This is a genomic window from Microbacterium suaedae (assembly GCF_003254645.1).
Lineage (GTDB): Bacteria > Actinomycetota > Actinomycetes > Actinomycetales > Microbacteriaceae > Microbacterium > Microbacterium suaedae.
In genome coordinates, this window is record NZ_PNFD01000001.1 from 226,019 (window position 1) to 241,635 (window position 15,617).

Annotated in this window: 15 protein-coding genes and 1 tRNA gene; 4 read left to right on the forward strand and 12 right to left on the reverse strand. The window is 69.9% G+C overall.

What is annotated here, in order from left to right; translation table 11 throughout:
• Positions 1–72, reverse strand: a tRNA-Gln gene (locus C0012_RS01025).
• Positions 73–155: 83 nt separating this feature from the next.
• Here C0012_RS01025 and C0012_RS01030 point away from each other — a divergent pair.
• Positions 156–659, forward strand: coding sequence for a MarR family winged helix-turn-helix transcriptional regulator (locus C0012_RS01030; protein ID WP_110588832.1), 504 nt, complete (start codon positions 156–158; stop codon positions 657–659).
• A gap of 7 nt (positions 660–666) precedes the next feature.
• Complete coding sequence (locus tag C0012_RS01035) at positions 667–2,451, forward strand: ABC-F family ATP-binding cassette domain-containing protein (protein WP_110588610.1); 1,785 nt, start codon at positions 667–669, stop codon at positions 2,449–2,451.
• Positions 2,452–2,665: 214 nt separating this feature from the next.
• On the opposite strand, the gene C0012_RS01040 is transcribed toward C0012_RS01035, so the two are convergent.
• Together C0012_RS01040 and C0012_RS01045 are read right to left on the reverse strand one after the other, a co-directional pair.
• The gene (locus C0012_RS01040; RefSeq protein WP_110588609.1) at positions 2,666–3,961 is read right to left on the reverse strand and encodes an RNA polymerase sigma factor; all 1,296 of its coding nucleotides are present in this window, start codon (positions 3,959–3,961) and stop codon (positions 2,666–2,668) included.
• A 3-nt stretch (positions 3,962–3,964) separates the two neighbouring features.
• Entirely contained in the window at positions 3,965–4,312 is a 348-nt protein-coding gene (locus tag C0012_RS01045) for a YciI family protein (protein ID WP_110588831.1), read from the reverse strand.
• 234 nt (positions 4,313–4,546) lie between these two features.
• Between C0012_RS01045 and C0012_RS01050 the strand changes: the two genes are divergently transcribed.
• Positions 4,547–5,881 (forward strand): PHB depolymerase family esterase, encoded by a 1,335-nt coding sequence (locus tag C0012_RS01050; protein WP_110588608.1) that lies wholly within the window; start codon positions 4,547–4,549, stop codon positions 5,879–5,881.
• Between the two features lie 10 nt (positions 5,882–5,891).
• On the opposite strand, the gene C0012_RS01055 is transcribed toward C0012_RS01050, so the two are convergent.
• Both C0012_RS01055 and C0012_RS01060 read right to left on the reverse strand, forming a co-directional pair.
• Complete coding sequence (locus tag C0012_RS01055) at positions 5,892–6,797, reverse strand: NAD-dependent epimerase/dehydratase family protein (protein ID WP_110588607.1); 906 nt, start codon at positions 6,795–6,797, stop codon at positions 5,892–5,894.
• Positions 6,794–7,024, reverse strand: coding sequence for a hypothetical protein (locus tag C0012_RS01060; RefSeq protein WP_110588606.1), 231 nt, complete (start codon positions 7,022–7,024; stop codon positions 6,794–6,796). The genes C0012_RS01055 and C0012_RS01060 overlap by 4 nt, the downstream gene beginning before the upstream one ends.
• 89 nt (positions 7,025–7,113) lie before the next feature.
• Between C0012_RS01060 and C0012_RS01065 the strand changes: the two genes are divergently transcribed.
• Entirely contained in the window at positions 7,114–7,695 is a 582-nt protein-coding gene (locus C0012_RS01065) for a TetR/AcrR family transcriptional regulator (protein ID WP_110588605.1), read from the forward strand.
• Here C0012_RS01065 and C0012_RS01070 read toward each other — a convergent pair.
• The 7 genes from C0012_RS01070 to metG form a co-directional block, all read right to left on the reverse strand.
• Positions 7,679–9,325, reverse strand: coding sequence for a 5-oxoprolinase subunit B/C family protein (locus tag C0012_RS01070; RefSeq protein WP_110588604.1), 1,647 nt, complete (start codon positions 9,323–9,325; stop codon positions 7,679–7,681). The two genes, C0012_RS01065 and C0012_RS01070, sit on opposite strands and share 17 nt — an antisense overlap.
• Positions 9,326–9,395: 70 nt before the next feature.
• Positions 9,396–10,145, reverse strand: coding sequence for a LamB/YcsF family protein (locus tag C0012_RS01075; RefSeq protein ID WP_110588603.1), 750 nt, complete (start codon positions 10,143–10,145; stop codon positions 9,396–9,398).
• 19 nt (positions 10,146–10,164) lie between these two features.
• The gene (locus C0012_RS01080) at positions 10,165–11,094 is read right to left on the reverse strand and encodes a 4-(cytidine 5'-diphospho)-2-C-methyl-D-erythritol kinase (protein WP_232527729.1); all 930 of its coding nucleotides are present in this window, start codon (positions 11,092–11,094) and stop codon (positions 10,165–10,167) included.
• Positions 11,095–11,107: 13 nt separating this feature from the next.
• On the reverse strand, positions 11,108–12,172 hold the full coding sequence (locus tag C0012_RS01085; protein ID WP_110588601.1) for an aldo/keto reductase: 1,065 nt from the start codon (positions 12,170–12,172) through the stop codon (positions 11,108–11,110).
• Between the two features lie 9 nt (positions 12,173–12,181).
• Positions 12,182–13,039 carry a 16S rRNA (adenine(1518)-N(6)/adenine(1519)-N(6))-dimethyltransferase RsmA gene (gene rsmA, locus C0012_RS01090; protein WP_110588600.1) on the reverse strand — a complete coding sequence of 286 codons (858 nt, stop codon included), beginning with the start codon at positions 13,037–13,039 and terminating at the stop codon, positions 12,182–12,184.
• 126 nt (positions 13,040–13,165) lie between these two features.
• Complete coding sequence (locus C0012_RS01095) at positions 13,166–14,038, reverse strand: TatD family hydrolase (RefSeq protein ID WP_110588599.1); 873 nt, start codon at positions 14,036–14,038, stop codon at positions 13,166–13,168.
• A 9-nt stretch (positions 14,039–14,047) separates the two neighbouring features.
• On the reverse strand, positions 14,048–15,613 hold the full coding sequence (gene metG / locus C0012_RS01100) for a methionine--tRNA ligase (protein WP_110588598.1): 1,566 nt from the start codon (positions 15,611–15,613) through the stop codon (positions 14,048–14,050).
• Between the last annotated feature and the right edge of the window lie 4 nt (positions 15,614–15,617).

Below are 15,617 nucleotides of genomic sequence, written 5' to 3' on the forward strand. Positions count from 1 at the left end.
CTCCGCCACCAGGATTCGAACCCGGACCTCACGGCTCCAAAGGCCGTCGTGCTGCCATTACACCATGGCGGACCACGGCCCGTCAGGCCGCCCCACCAGTTTGGCATGCGTCTCCGTGTGACACCGCAAGGTCGCGGGCGCGAGATAATCGGATGATGGCCAGTGAACAGGACGAGGTCGACCGGATCGTCGGCGCATGGAGCGCCGAGCGACCCGACCTCGATTTCTCCCCCATGGAGGTGCTCTCGCGTGTCGATCGCTTGTCGCACCACCTCGATCGCGCCCGGCGCGATGCGTTTCGCCGCACCGAGATCGAACCATGGGAGTGGGACGTCCTCTCCGCGCTCCGGCGCGCAGGCGATCCCTACAGGCTGAGCCCGAAACAGCTGCTGCAGCAGACGCTCGTCTCGAGCGGCACGATGACGAACAGGATCGACCGCCTGCGCGAGCGCGGGCTCGTCGACCGCTCCGCGGATCCCGACGACCGCCGCGGCGCGCTCGTCACCCTGACCGACGAGGGACGCACGCGCGTCGATGCCGCGATCACGCGGCTCATCGACGCCGAATCCGATCTGCTGGGCGGCATGACCTCCTCCGACCAGAGACGACTCGGCGCACTCCTGCGCCATCTTCTCGTCTCCTTCGACGGAAACGGATAACTCCTCTATGGCACATCTGATCGGCGGCGAGGACCTGCGCGCGGAATTCCCCGCGAAGGTCGTCCTCGACGGCGTCACCATCGGCATCGCCGAGGGTGACCGCGTCGGCATCGTCGGACGCAACGGCGACGGCAAGTCGACCCTGATGCGGATCCTCACCGAGAAGCAGTCGCCCGACTCGGGTCGCGTGACCCGGCGCGGCGGGCTTCGCGTCGGCATGCTCTCGCAGGACGATGATCTCCCTCCCGAAGGATCCGTCCAGCACGCCATCGTTGGCGACGCCGACGAGCACGAGTGGCTGGGCGACCCGCGGATCCGCGACGTCCTGCGCGGGCTCACGAGCGATCTCGACCTCGCGGCCGATGTCTCGAGCCTCTCCGGCGGTCAGCGACGCCGCGTCGCGCTCGCCCGCCTTCTCGTCGGAGAGTGGGACGTCATCGCCCTCGACGAGCCGACGAACCACCTCGACGTCGAGGGCATCTCGTGGCTCGCGGAGCACCTCTCGCGCCGTTGGCCCGCGAACCAGGGCGCTCTCCTTCTCGTGACGCACGATCGCTGGTTCCTCGACGCCGTCTGCACCCGCATGTGGGAGGTGCACGACGGCATCGTCGATCCCTTCGAGGGCGGATACGCCGCCTACGTGCTGCAGCGCGTCGAGCGCCAGCGCCAGCGCGATCTCGCCGAGGAGAAGCGCCAGAACCTCATGCGCAAGGAGCTCGCGTGGCTCCGCCGGGGCGCCCCCGCCCGCACATCCAAGCCGAAGTTCCGCATCGACGCCGCGAACGAGCTCATCGCCGACGAGCCGCCGGTGCGCGACCAGGTGCAGCTCACCCAGCTGGCGACCGCTCGGCTCGGCAAGGACGTCGTCGATCTGCTCGACGTCGGGGTCTCCTATGACGGCACCGACGTGATTGCCGACGTCGAGTGGCGCATCGCGCCGGGCGAGCGCACCGGGATCCTCGGCGCCAACGGCGCGGGAAAATCGACCCTGCTCGGGCTCATCTCGGGTGCGATCGCTCCGAGCTCCGGCCGCGTCAAGCGCGGCAAGACGGTGCGGATCGCGTACCTCGATCAGCGCCTGCGCGAGCTCGACGGCGTCGCCCATCTGCGGGTGCGCGAGGTGCTCGCCGAGCAGAAGTCGTCATACGTCGCGGGCGGCAAGGAGCTCACCCCCGCGCAGCTGCTCGAGCGCCTCGGCTTCCGTTCGAGCGAGCTCTCGACCCCTGTGAAGGATCTCTCGGGCGGCCAGAAGCGCCGCCTGCAGCTGCTGCTCGTTCTGCTCGACGAGCCGAACGTGCTCATCCTCGACGAGCCCAGCAACGATCTCGACACCGACATGCTCGCCGCGATGGAGGACCTCCTCGATTCCTGGCCCGGCACGCTCCTCGTCGTCAGCCACGACCGTTACCTCATCGAGCGCGTCACCGACCAGCAGTACGCCGTCATGAACCACCGCCTGCGACACCTTCCCGGCGGTGTCGACCAGTACCTCCAGCTGCGCCGCGAGCAGGAGGCCACCGGATCCTCCCCCGGCGACGCTCGCGCCACGACATCGGAGGAGCCGGCGCTCTCCGGCGCCGACCGCCGCGCCGCCGAGAAGGAGCTCAGCGCCATCGACCGCAAGCTCGAGAACCTGCAGAAGAAGGTGCGCAGCACTCACGACGAGATGGCCGCGCACGATCAGGGTGACTTCGAGGGCCTCGGCGCGCTGAACGAGCGGCTGCGCGGGCTGCAGGAGGAGATCGACGGGCTGGAGGAGCGCTGGCTGGAGCTCGGAGAGCTGGTGTCGTAGGGCTCTCTCTGATCGGTGCTTGGTTGCGTGCGCTGCGCGATGCCCATCCCGGCGACCGCGATCCCGCGCGCTCGTCCCTCGCGCGCCCGCCAGGCCCGAGCCAGCGGTCGCCGGGATGGACATCGCTCCGCTTCTGACGCCGGCTCCCCTTTTTGTGGGGCGGGACGGGATCGCGGCGCTTCGCTTGCGATCCCGACGACCTGCGGTCGTCACCTCATCCGTTCTCGTCCAGGCCGGCGAGAGTGGACGCAAGGTAGGCCTCTTCCGCCTCGTTGCCGGGGAGGGTGAGGGCCTCTCGGTAGGCACGCGCCGCTTCGTCTCGGCGTCCCAACTCGGAAAGTGTGACCGCTCGGGCGATGTGGAAGGGACGGAGGCGGGCCAGGGCGGGGTCGTCCGCGAGGGTATCGAGACGGCGGATCCCCTCGTCGAGACCGTGCGCCCGCCCGTGGGCGACGGCCTCGCCGAGGCGCACGACCGGGCCGTCGTCATAGGCCGCGAGCATCCGGTAGAGCACCGCGATCTGCGCCCAATCGGTCTCGTCGTACGAGGCAGCCTCGGCGTGCACGGCCGCGATCGCGGCCTGGATTGCATACGCACCCGCTCGGGGGCTCCCCGCCGCGCGCTCGGCCAGACGCAGCCCCTCCGTCACGAGGTCCGCGCGCCACAGGCCGCGGTCCTGGTCTGCGAGAGGGATAGGGCGCCCCTGCGCGTCGAGCCGCGCCGGACGGCGCGCCTCCGTGAGGAGCAGAAGGGCGAGCAGACCCGTCGCCTCGGCGGATCCCGGCATGAGCTCGCGCAGCAGGCGCGCGAGGCGCACGGCCTCCGCCGTGAGGTCGTCTCGGATGTGCTCCTCGCCTGAGGAACGGGAGAATCCCTCCGCGTAGACGAGGTAGACGACGCGCTGCACGATCGGCAGGCGCGCCCGCACCTCGGTCGCGCTCGGCGCTTCGAAGCGGATCCCGAGCGTGCGGATCCGCTTCTTCGCCCGTGTGATGCGCTGCTGCATCGTCGCGACGGGGACGAGCAGCGCGTGCGCGACGTCGGTCGTCGCAAGTCCGCCGACGAAGCGCAGCGTCAGCGCGAGGCGGTCGTCCGCAGCAAGGAGGGGGTGGGCACAGGCGAAGAACAGCCCGAGCCGATCGTCGGGGATGGCCTCGGCGTCGCGTTCCGCCACGAGCCGGGCGGGGTCCTCTGATCCAGGGGGCGTCGGCGCCCGCTCGGCCTCGGCACCCAGCTGCGCGAGCTTCCGCGCCCGCAGGGCGTCGCGCCGGAGAATGTCGAGCGCGGCCCGCGTCGCCGCGGTCGTGAGCCATGCGGCCGGCGAATCCGGGATCCCCGACACGGGCCACCGGCGCAGCGCGCGTTCGACGGCTTCCTGCAGCATGTCCTCGGCCAGGTCGAGGTCGCCGAAGCGTCGGGCGAGGGCGGCGACGATCCGCGCCTGTGTGGCGCGATCGACCGCCGCGATCGCGGACCGCGACCGCGCCTCGCCCGACTCCTCAGGATCCACGGATCAATACGGGGCGACGGGCCGGATCTCGACGTGGCCGCCGGGCGCCGAGCCCGGGCTCTTCTTCGCCCACGCGATCGCCTCGTCGATGCCGTCAACCTCGATGATGTAGCCCCCGCCGACGAACTCCTGCACCTCGGCGAAGGGGCCCGACGTCGTCAGGCGCTCCCCGCTCGCGTCGCTCGAGACCTTGACGGCCTGATCCTGGTCTTCGAGGGCGAACGACGTGACGACCACGCCCGCCTCCGTGATCTCCTTGTCGAAGGCGAAGAACTCCTCCGGGTCGGCGCCGCCGTCTTCCCCGCAATCGGGGTCGTCGTGGTGGCCCATCAGCAGCAGTGCGTACTTCATGATCTCTCCTCCCGGCTCCGCCGGTTCGCGACGGATCGTGAACGTCGGGCCGAGCGACCCGACATCATGATGACGTACGGGCACGGCGGATATCGACAGTCTCGCGAGATCCGATGGATGAGCCAATTATCGGCCAACCGGTTGACTTCTCTCATCGACCGCACCATCCTGACATCACACCGTCGCGACGACGCACGGCGCCGGGACCCACCTCACCGACGAGCAAGGAACACGATGACAACGCGCACTTCCCTGTCCACGGCAGCCTTCGCCGTGGCGGCAATGGCCGGCACGACGATCTCGGGAGGGGCGGCACACGCCGCACCCGGTCAGCACCCGCAGCCGCGAGCGATCGATGCGACCGTCATCACCGAGGTCACGCCGGTCGGCTACATCGTCTCAGCCGTCGCCGTTCGCTATAACGCGACGATCACCCTCGACGAGTCCGACATCGACGAGAGCGCGTTCACTGTCGACGCGTCGCTGTCACATCCTGACGCCGACACCGCGGCGGGTGCTCGCACGGTGGTCGACGCGTACACCTCATCCACCCCCGCCGCCGACGGCATCTCAGAGCCCGGCGAGTACGTGATCCTCGAGCTGGACGCGAACGACGAACTCGCCGCCGCAACGTTCCCCCTCGACGACTTCACGCGGTTCTACGACCTCGACGGCTCCTACACGGTGAAACAGGTGTCCACGCTCCGTGGGGACGATCAGCGCGTGAACGCACACCCCGGACGCACGATCACCTCGACCGCCGTCGTGAACCCGGTCGTCGACGACTACGCCGCAGGAGAGTTCTCCTCGGACGAAGAGGTCGTGCTGCCGTATCGCCTTTTCACACCCGATTCCGACGCGGAGAAACGGGTTCCCCTCGTCGTGACGCTCCACGGATACGGCGAGAGCGGCACGAACAACTTCAGCCAGATCGCCGGGAATCAGCTCTCGGTGGCGTTCGCGAACCCCGAGCGTCAAGCCGACCACCCCGCGTTCGTCCTCGCACCCCAGGCGGACCCGACCGATCCCGCGAAGGGTGCCTGGTGGGATCCGCAGATGCAGCACGCGGTCATCGAGCTCGTTGAGCAGACGATCGCCGACAACCCGCGAATCGACCCCGACCGGGTGTACCTGACCGGCCTGTCGATGGGCTCGTACGGATCGTGGGGCATCCTGCCGCAGCGCGCCGACCTCTTCGCGGGCGCCGTCCTCGTGTGCGGAGCGGGCGACGAGCAGGCGGCCGTCGACGCGCTCGGCGACATGCCGATCTGGGCGCTCCACTCGGTCGACGACGTCGTCGTTCCCTACGACGTGGCCGGATCCGACTACCGGATCTTCCGCGCCCTCGAATCGGCGGGGCACGACGTGACCTGGAGCGAGTGGGCCGGAGACGCTCCCGATGCCGAGCAGGAGTCGTCCGCGGCGTCCGCTCGAGCTGCGGCGGAGGCCGCCGGCGGCCATCACATCTTCACGACCTTCCCCGAGGGCACCACTCCCCTCTTCAGCCACGCATCGTGGATCCCGACCTATACGAACGACACCATCCTCGACTGGCTGTTCGCGCAGTGAGCGCGCGCCGTCACACCGCTTCCGCGACGCACACCTGGGCTGTGCCCTCCCCCACGATGTCCGAGAAGAGGAGCGGCCCACGGGGGTGCTCCGAGACGAGCCGTTCGGCGGCGAGGGCCGCGAGCGCGCCCGTCGCCACGGACTGGCCGCGCCCCGACGCCACCGCAGTCCTTCCCGTACGCCGGTTGCGCGCGACGAGCCCCCACTCATCGGATCCGAGATGCGGAGCGCGGGCGACGAGTCCGCGCAGCGGCGGGATCCGCCCCGCAACGCCCAGCGCCGCAGTCGCGGCACGGCTCGTGAGGGCAAGGTAGCTCCGGACACGCGCCCCCGTCGACGGCCCGAGCAGGACGTGATCCGGAAAGTCGGCACGCAGATAGCGTCGCCTGCCGTGCGGCCCGTCGAACACGTGACTCTCGCGCAGATTGCGCGCTCTGCCGCCTTCCGGCGGCGCGTACACATCGGATCCGATCAGACCCTCGGTCCACGCGACGGCAGCGACCCCGTGGCGTTCGCCTGAGCCGAGCAGGATGCCGAGGTCGACGTCGTCACCTCGCTCGGCGACCTCCGCGACGAGGATCGTGCTGAGGCCGGGCGCGAGCCCGGCGCCGAGCACGATCGCGTGTTCGCCCGACGCGCGCGCGAGCGCCTCGAGATAGGCGGACGTCGCCGAGATCTCGACGAGCGGGCCCACGCCCGACAGGGCAGGATCTTCGATCCCGGAGGCGTTGACGAGCACGTCGTGAGATCCCATCGCCTCGCGCAGCGCGCCGATTCCGCCGTCCGCGGCGAGATCGATCCGCGCGTCCATCGACGCATCGCGGCCCGCCGTCGTCACCTCGTGACCACGACGGGTGAGCTCTCGCACGACGACGCGACCGACGGCGCCGCGCGCGCCGAGAACAAGCGCCCTCACGGGGTCGGCTTCCGGCGACGGGCAAGCAGCCGAGCGGCGAGCTTCGACGCGAGCGGAACTGCCCATGCGACGGCGACCGGCACGACGATCGCGAGAGTCAGGGCCGTCGTCAGCACCGTTGGCCAACCTTCCAAGACGGCCGACAACGCGAACTGCACGATCACGACGAGGGGGAACAGCGCGCACCAGGTGACGAGCATGCGCATCGCCAGGTTGAGGGGAGGCATTCGTACTCCAAACGATTGGTTGGTAATGACTCTAGTGCTTCTCGTACGCAACTCGCAAACGCTCGTTTGGGGTCCGATAGACTCGTCCCATGCCCTGGGACACCGAGACGACGCGTCGTCGCCTCCTCGACGCAGGCGTTCGCCTGTTCGCATCACACGGCTACTCGGGCACCTCCATGGACGCGATCGGGCGCGAGTCCGGAGTCAACAAGGAACGCGTCTACCGATACTTCGGCGACAAGCGCGGGTTCTTCGCCGCCGTTCTCGCCCAGGAGCTCAGCGGACTCCTCGACGGAGCCGAGGTGCGCGGATCGGGCCCGGACGCCGTCGCGGAGTTCGCGGGATGGATGTTCGACCGGTTCCACCAACGCCCCGAGCTGCCCCGCCTCCTCGCCTGGGAGAGCCTCGAGTTCGACGAAACCGTCGCCGCCGACCGTCGCCGGCCCCTGTGCGCCTCGCATGCCGTCCAGCTCCGCGACGCGCTTCCCGGATCCGCGCTCGACGACGTCGAGCACCTGATGCTGTCGATCATCTCGCTCTCCGCGAGCTGGACGACGCTGGCGCGCGTCGCGGACGTCGCCCTCTCACCCGGCCACGCGGATTCCGATCGCCGGGCCGCCCTCGTGCGGCAGGCTCATGCCGCGGCAACTCAGCTCACTGCAGCGCGCTGACGTCCCGAAAGCGCAGACGGGCCCCCGGCCGCAGCTGCCCCGTGAGGGGAAGGTCGGCGGCGATCACGACCGCGATCACGGGGTACCCACCCGTGACCGGATGATCGGCGCCGAACAGGACCGGCTCGCCCGAGGGCGGAACCTGCAGGGATCCGGCGACGACGCCCTCGCTCGGCAGCTCTCCCTCGCGCACCTGCAACGGCCCGCTGTCGCCGGGCTCGAGACGCAGACCTACGCGATCCGACGCCGCCGCCACCGTCCAGAGGCCGTCGAGGAGCCGCGCACGCTCGGATCCCGCAAACCAATCGTCGCGGGGACCGAATCGGATCCGCAGCTCGGCCTCGCCTCCGGGCATCGCGAGAGGCGGCTCCGGATCGCCCACGACGCGCGCATCGGAGCCGATCGCCATCCGCACGCCCGCGGCGAGCGGTGCCGGCCCGAGACCGCCCAGACGGTCGGCGCTGCGGCTGCCGAGCGTCGCGGGGAGGTCGATCCCTCCGCGCACGGCGAGGTAGGCGCGCAGGCCCGACTCGGGCATTCCGATGCTCAGGGTCTCGCCATCGCGCAGCAGGAAGGCGGATCCGCGTCGGACAGGTTCGCTTTCCTCATCCGGTGCCGCGACGCTTGCGGGCGCCTCAGCCCCCGAAAGAGCGACGACCTGATCGCCAATGGCCCTGACGGCGAGACCCCCGAGGCTCTCGACGACGGCCGCTTCGCGAGGATTCCCGACGAGCCGGTTCGCCTGCCGTGCCGACGCGGAGTCGGCCGCACCCGACGCGGTCACGCCCAGATCGGCATTCCCCGGGCGTCCGAGATCCTCGAGGAGGGAGAGCAGGCCCGGGGCGACGACCTCGAGCGCGGGCCCCGATGTGCCGGCTTTGGCCCCGGATGGGCCCCTGCCGCCAGGAGGCTCAGTACGGCGCGAAGCGGCGCCCGGAGAAGCAGAGGGGACGGATGATTCCGAGAGATGCGCCGAATCCTCGACTCCTCCGCCGCTCGACGAGGCGGCCGCCGCGGCCTCGGCGCGCACGGCGCGGAAGCGCACGGCGTCGCCGGGCCGCAGGAGGGCGGGCTGATCCCGGTCCAGGTCCCAGAGGACCGCGTCCGTGCGCCCGATGAGCCGCCACCCGCCGGGCGAGGTGCGCGGATACACAGCGGAGAACTCACCGGCGAGCGCGACGGACCCCGCGGGCACCGCGGTGCGGGGGCTGTCGCGTCGCGGCACGCGCAGGCGTGCGTCGCCGCCCGCGAGGTAGGCGAAGCCGGGCGCGAAGCCGCCGAACGCGGCCACCCAATCGGATGCAGTGTGGGCGGCGACGATCGCCTCGCGCGACAGACCCGTGAGATCGGCGACGGCGTCCAGATCCTCGCCGTCGTAGACCACGTCGATGTCGCTCGTGCGACGCTCGCTGGCAGGGATCGGCGCGACGTCGATCTCGCGGACCACCTCGGCCGCGCGCCGCGCCTCACGGGACGTGGCGAAGGTGAGCAGCACGGTTCGGGCGGCGGCCACCTGATCCACCTGGCCGAGCGGCGACTCCGTCACTCGCGCGTGGAACGCCATCACCTCGTCGATGCCGTCCAGCTCGACGAGCAGCGCACGGTCCCCCACGGGTCGCACGCCGATCATCGCGCCGCTCCGAGCGAAGGCAGATTCACCGAAAAGCACGCGGAGCGGACGAAGATCGCCTCGCGCCGCCTCACACGAAGCTCGCGATCTCGACCCCGGCCTTCTCCAGCCCCGTGCGCACGGCGCGCGCCATCGCGACGGACCCCGGAGTATCACCGTGGAGGCAGATGCTGTCGGCGGGGATGCGGCTGTCGGATCCGTCGATCGCCTCGACGACGCCCTCCTCCGCGAGGCGCACCATCCGGCGCACGACGAGATCGGCATCGTGGAGCACGGCTCCCTCCTCGCGGCGGGAGACGAGGAGCCCGTCCGGCGTGTACGCGCGGTCTGCGAAGGCCTCACGCACGCCCCGCACGCCCCGCGCCTCGGCGATGTCGAGGGCAACGGATCCGGGAAGCAGCAGAAGAGGGAGATCGGCGTCGACGGCGCGCACGGCGTCGACGACGGCACGGGCGTGCGCCTCGTGCGTCGCGATCGCGTTGTAGAGGGCGCCGTGCGGCTTCACATAGCGCACGTCCCCTCCCGCCCTGCGGGCGAGCGCCTGCAGCGCGCCGATCTGATAGACGATGTCGTCGGCGAGCTCCTGCTCGGAGCAGTCCACGAAGCGACGCCCGAAACCCGCCAGATCGCGGTATCCGACGTGTGCTCCGATGACGATGCCCGCGTCGAGGGCGGCACGGCAGGTGGCGGCAATCCCCGACGGATCGCCCGCGTGGAAGCCGCACGCGATGTTCGCGCTCGTGACGTGCCCGAACATCGCCCGGTCATCGCCCATCGGCCACGCGCCGAACGACTCGCCGACGTCGCTGTTGAGGTCCATCCCGCTCGGTCCCTTTCTTTCAGACGATGCGCGCGCCGTGCACGGGTCCGTGCGCGTGGATCGCCTCGTATCCGGCACGCGCGAGCCGCTGCTGCAGGCCGTAGCCGTCCTGTCGCGACTCGACGAGGAAGGCGAGGGTGGGCCCGGAACCCGAGACGATTCCGGCCAGAGCCCCCTCGCGTACACCGAAGTCGAGCACCTCCCCGAGATCGGGACGCAGACGCAGCGCCGCCGCCTGGAGATCATTGTGCAGCACCTCCGCGAGCATGCGGGGATCGCCCGCGCGCAGCGCGTGCAGCACGTCGGCGCTCACGGTCGGTGTGTCGGAGACCGGCGAGATGTGCTCGGCGTGCTCCTCACGCATCCGGTCGAGCTCGCGGTAGACCTTGGGCGTGGACAGCCCGGACGCGCCCGGTACGAGCACCCATTCGAAGCGTCCGCGGGCGAGCGCCGGGTTGAGGGCGTCTCCCCGCCCCGTCCCGACGGCCGTGCCGCCGGTGAGGGCGAACGGCACATCCGCTCCGAGCCGGGCTGCAAGGGAATGAAGCTCGCGCGTCGACAGGCCCGTCCCCCACAGCGCGTCGCAGGCGACGAGGGTCGCGGCGGCGTCCGCGGATCCGCCACCCATGCCCCCCGCGACGGGGACGTCCTTGCGGATATCGATGTGCGCGCCGCCGCCGTATCCGGCCTCAGTCGCCAGCAGGCGCGCGGCACGCAGGGCGAGATTCGTGTCGTCTTCCGGAACTCCCGTCGTGTCCACTGACCCCGTCACCGCGAGCGAGAAACCGTCGGAAAGGCTCGCGACGACATCCTCGAAGAGCGACACCGCCTGGAACGCCGTCGCAAGCTCGTGGTAGCCGTCTTCCTGGCGCGCACCGACCTCGAGGAAGACGTTGATCTTCCCGGGCGCGCGCACGCGCACCCCGGGAAACTCCTCGACAAGCGTCACGACACGGCCCCGCTCACGACTCGGTCGGCGCCCAGACGTCGCCGATCGCGTCGGCTGCCCGGTCGATGAGCTCGAGCTCTTCCGCCGTGAAGGCAGGCCCATCGAGCGCCGCGATGTTCTCGTCGATCTGCTCTGTACGCGAGGCGCCGATGAGCGCGGACGCCACGACCTCGTCGCGCAGCACCCACTGGATCGCCATCTGCGCGAGCGTCTGGCCCCGCTCGGTCGCGATGGCATCGAGAGCGCGCAGCTGCGCGAGGGCCCCGTCGGTGAGGCGCTGGCCGCCGAGGGATCCACGGTTCTGCGCGCGCTCGGCCGTCCCGCTGCCGAGGTACTTGCTCGTCAACAGACCCTGCGCGAGGGGGACGAACGCGATCGCCCCCATCTTCTCCTGGCGCAGAGCACCCGTGAGCCCGTCCTCGATCCACCGGTCGAGAATCGAATACGACGGCTGGTGGATGACGAGGGGCGTGCCCATCTCGCGCGCGATGGCTTTCGCCTCGATGGTGCGCTTCTCGGAGTACGACGAGATGCCGACATAGAGCGCCTTACCCTGGCGCACGAGCGTGTCGAGCGCGCCGATCGTCTCCTCGAGCGGTGTGACCTCGTCGGGCCGGTGCGAGTAGAAGATGTCGAGATAGTCGAGCCCCATGCTCTTCAGCGACTGATCGGCGCTCGCGAGCAGGTACTTGCGCGATGCCCAGTCGCCGTACGGCCCGGGCCACATGTCGTACCCGGCCTTCGACGAGATGATGAGCTCGTCGCGGTACGGGGCGAGGTCCTCGCGGAAGATGCGCCCGAAGTTCTTCTCGGCGGATCCGTAGGGCGGGCCGTAGTTGTTGGCGAGATCGAAGTGCGTGATCCCGCTGTCGAAGGCGTGGCGCAGCAGCGCCCTCTGACCGTCGAGCGGCATGTTGTCCCCGAAGTTCCACCACAGTCCGAGCGACAGCGGCGGGAGGAACAGCCCCGACGAGCCGACCTGACGGTAGGACAGGCGCTCGTACCGGTCGCTCGCCGCGGCGTACGGGCGATGCAGATCGGCGACGGGGCGGGCGTGGAAGCGGGGAGAGTCGGTCACCCGTTCAGGCTACCGGGACGCCGACGCCTCGCGCGCAATCCGCCGGAAGGCGTGCACGTCGAGCGACTCGCCGCGCGCGGTCGGATCGACGCCCGCAGCCTCGAGCACCGCGCTCGCCGATGCCGCGGATCCTCCCAGCTCCCGCGCGAGGGCCTGACGCAGCATCTTGCGGCGCTGCTGAAAAGCGAGGTCGATGATGCGGAAGGTCGCCTCGCGCTCCTCGACGGATCCGAGCGGCTCGGCGGAGCGCTCGAACGCGACGAGGACGCTGTCGACGTTCGGAACGGGCCAGAACACCTGCCGCGAGACGGTCCCGGCGAGCCGCCAGGATCCGTACCACGCGGCCTTCGCGCTCGGCGAGCCGTAGATCTTCGAGCCAGGGGCCGCCGCGAGACGCTCGCCGACCTCGGCCTGCACCATGACGACGCCGCGACCGAGCGTCGGGAACGTCTGCATGAAGTGCAGCAGCACGGGAACCGACACGTTGTACGGGAGGTTCGCGACGAGAACCTCGGGATCCCCGGGAAGCTCCGCGACGGTCATGGCGTCGTGTTCGACGACCGTCAGCTGGCCGTCCGGCACGCCCTGCTCGGCCGCCGTCTGCGCCAGGCGCGACGCAAGGCGCCCGTCGATCTCGACGGCCGTGACCTTCGCGCCCTGCTCGAGGATCGCGAGAGTCAGGGACCCGAGGCCCGGACCGATCTCGACGACGCGTTCCCCCGGCGCCACGCGCGCCGTATGCACGATCTTCCGCACCGTGTTCGCGTCGACGACGAAGTTCTGTCCCAGCTTCTTCGTCGGGGTGACGTCGAGCTCTGCGGCGAGACGGCGGATGTCGGCGGCCCCGAGCAGGCGAACGGCAGTCATCCTCTTATCTTCTCACTCACCACCCGTACGCCGTTCGTGTCGCGTCGAGGGCGGCTCGCCTCATCACTCGCGAACCTTACTGCAGGCTGTTGCCGTAGTCTTTAACACGGAAGACGCCCGTGAGCCTCAGAACTCGCCGTAGACCTCGCGGGTATTGGCGGCGACCTGCGCACAGAGCTCGTCGAGGTCGGCGTCGAGCTCGGCCGCAAGGAAGCGCATCGTGAGCGGCACGAGATACGGCGCGTTCGGGCGCCCTCGGTACGGCACGGGTGTGAGGAACGGCGCGTCGGTCTCGACGAGGATCCGCTCGCGCGGCGTGACCGCGAGCGCGTCGCGCAGGTTCTGAGCGTTCTTGAAGGTCACATTGCCCGCGAAGGACAGCCAGTACCCGTGCTCGGCCGCCTCGCGCGCCATGTGCTCGTCGCCCGAGAAGCAATGGAACACCGTCTTCTCGGGGGCTCCGACGCGCGCGAGCGTGTCGAGCACGTCGCGATGGGCGTCGCGGTCGTGGATCTGCATCGCGATGCCGTGCTTCTTCGCCAGAGCGATGTGCGCTTCGAACGACGCCATCTGAGCCGGGCGCCCGTCTTCCGCCGTACGGAAGTAGTCGAGCCCCGTCTCCCCGATCGCGCGCACGCGGGGGTGGGACGCGAGATCGTCGATCACGCCGATCGCCTCGTCGAGCCGGCCGTCGGCCGCGTACACGGGCGCGTCGTTGGGGTGGATCGCGACGGCCGCGAGCACGCGCGCGTCACGCTCGGCGGCGGCGACTGCCCACTGTGACGACGCGATGTCCCCCGAGGCCTGGATGACCCCCGAAACTCCGGCGGCCTCCGCCCGGTTCAGCTGCTCGTCGAGCGTCAGCGGATCCTCACCATCATCGATCTCGAGGTGGCAGTGATTGTCGACGACCGGCACGGCGAGCGGCTCGGGCGCCTCGGGGTGTGTGAGGTCCTTCCGGCCCTTCTTCTCGCGCGCGGTGACGTACGTCTCGGTCATCAGTGCGTGTCAGTCTTCCTCGATGCGCGGGAACAGCGGGGCGAGCTTCGAGACGGTCGCGCCGGCGGCGAGCTGACCCCAGCGTCCCGCCTCGCGGATCGGCTGCTCCGCGAGCACGCCCTCCGCGCCGAGCGCCTGCCACAGCTTCGCGGTCGATTCGGGCATGATGGGCGACAGCAGCACGGCGAGCGCGCGCAGCCCCTCCAGGCACGTGTACAGGACGGTCCCGAGGCGGCCGCGCAGCTCATCGCTCTTCGCGAGAACCCAGGGCTCGTTGTCGGTGATGTATCCGTTGAGCGCGTCGACGATCTTCCAGATCTCGTCGATCGCCTCGTCGATGCGGAACCGCTCGATCGCTGCGTCGGCCTTCCGCGCCGCGTCGGAGACGAGTGTCTGGATCTCCAGATCAGCCTCGGTGTACTCCCCGGGCTCCGGAACGGATCCGTCGAAATACTTCGCCGTCATCGCGACCGAGCGCGAGGCGAGATTTCCGAAGCCGTTCGCGAGCTCTGCGTGATACCGGGCGACCATGTCCTCCCAGGAGAACGAGCCGTCCTGCCCGAACGCGATCGCGGAGAGGAAGTAGAAGCGGTACGCGTCGGATCCGAAGGTGTCGACGAGGGTCTGCGGGGCGATTCCGGTCGCCTTCGACTTCGACATCTTCTCGCCGCCGACGAGAAGCCAGCCGTGCGCGAACACGCCCTTCGGCACCTCGAGCCCCGCCGCCATGAGCATGGCCGGCCAGATCACGGCGTGGAATCGCAGGATGTCCTTGCCGACCACGTGGTATCCGGGCCAGCGGCGCGAGAAGTTCTCGTCGTCGGATCCGTAGCCGATCGCGGTGGCGTAATTCAGCAGCGCGTCGACCCACACGTAGATGACGTGCGATGCGTCCCACGGAACCGGGATGCCCCAGTCGAACGCGCTGCGCGAGATCGACAGATCCTTCAGCCCCTGCTGCACGAACGCGATGACCTCGTTGCGCGCCGACTCGGGCTGCACGAAATCCGGGGTATCGCGGTAGAGCGCGAGCAGCCGATCCTGGAACTCGCTGAGCTTGAAGAAGTAGTTCTTCTCGTGCAGCAGCTCGAGCGGCTTCGAGTGGATGGCGCAGACCTTCAGCCCCTCGAAGGCACCCGTGCCCTCGACGATCTCGCTCTCGGGCTTGAACTCCTCGCAGCCGACGCAGTACAGCGCCTCGTACTCGCCCGCGTAGATGTGCCCACGGTCGTAGATCGCCTGGATGAACGCCTTGACGCTCTCCTCGTGACGCTCCTGCGTCGTGCGGATGAAGTCATCGTTGGCGACATCGAGCGTCTCGAGGAGCGGGTTCCACTCTTCAGCGACGAGCTTGTCGACCCACTCCTGCGGGCTCACGCCGTTCGCGGCGGCCGCACGCATCATCTTCTGGCCGTGCTCGTCGGTGCCCGTGAGCATCCAGGTGTCGTCACCGCCCTGGCGGTGCCAGCGCGCGAGCGCGTCGACCGCCACCGTCGTGTACCCGTGGCCGATGTGCGGGACATCGCTCGGGTAGTAGATGGGTGTGGTGATGTAGAACGAACCGCCGGAAGTCACCCCG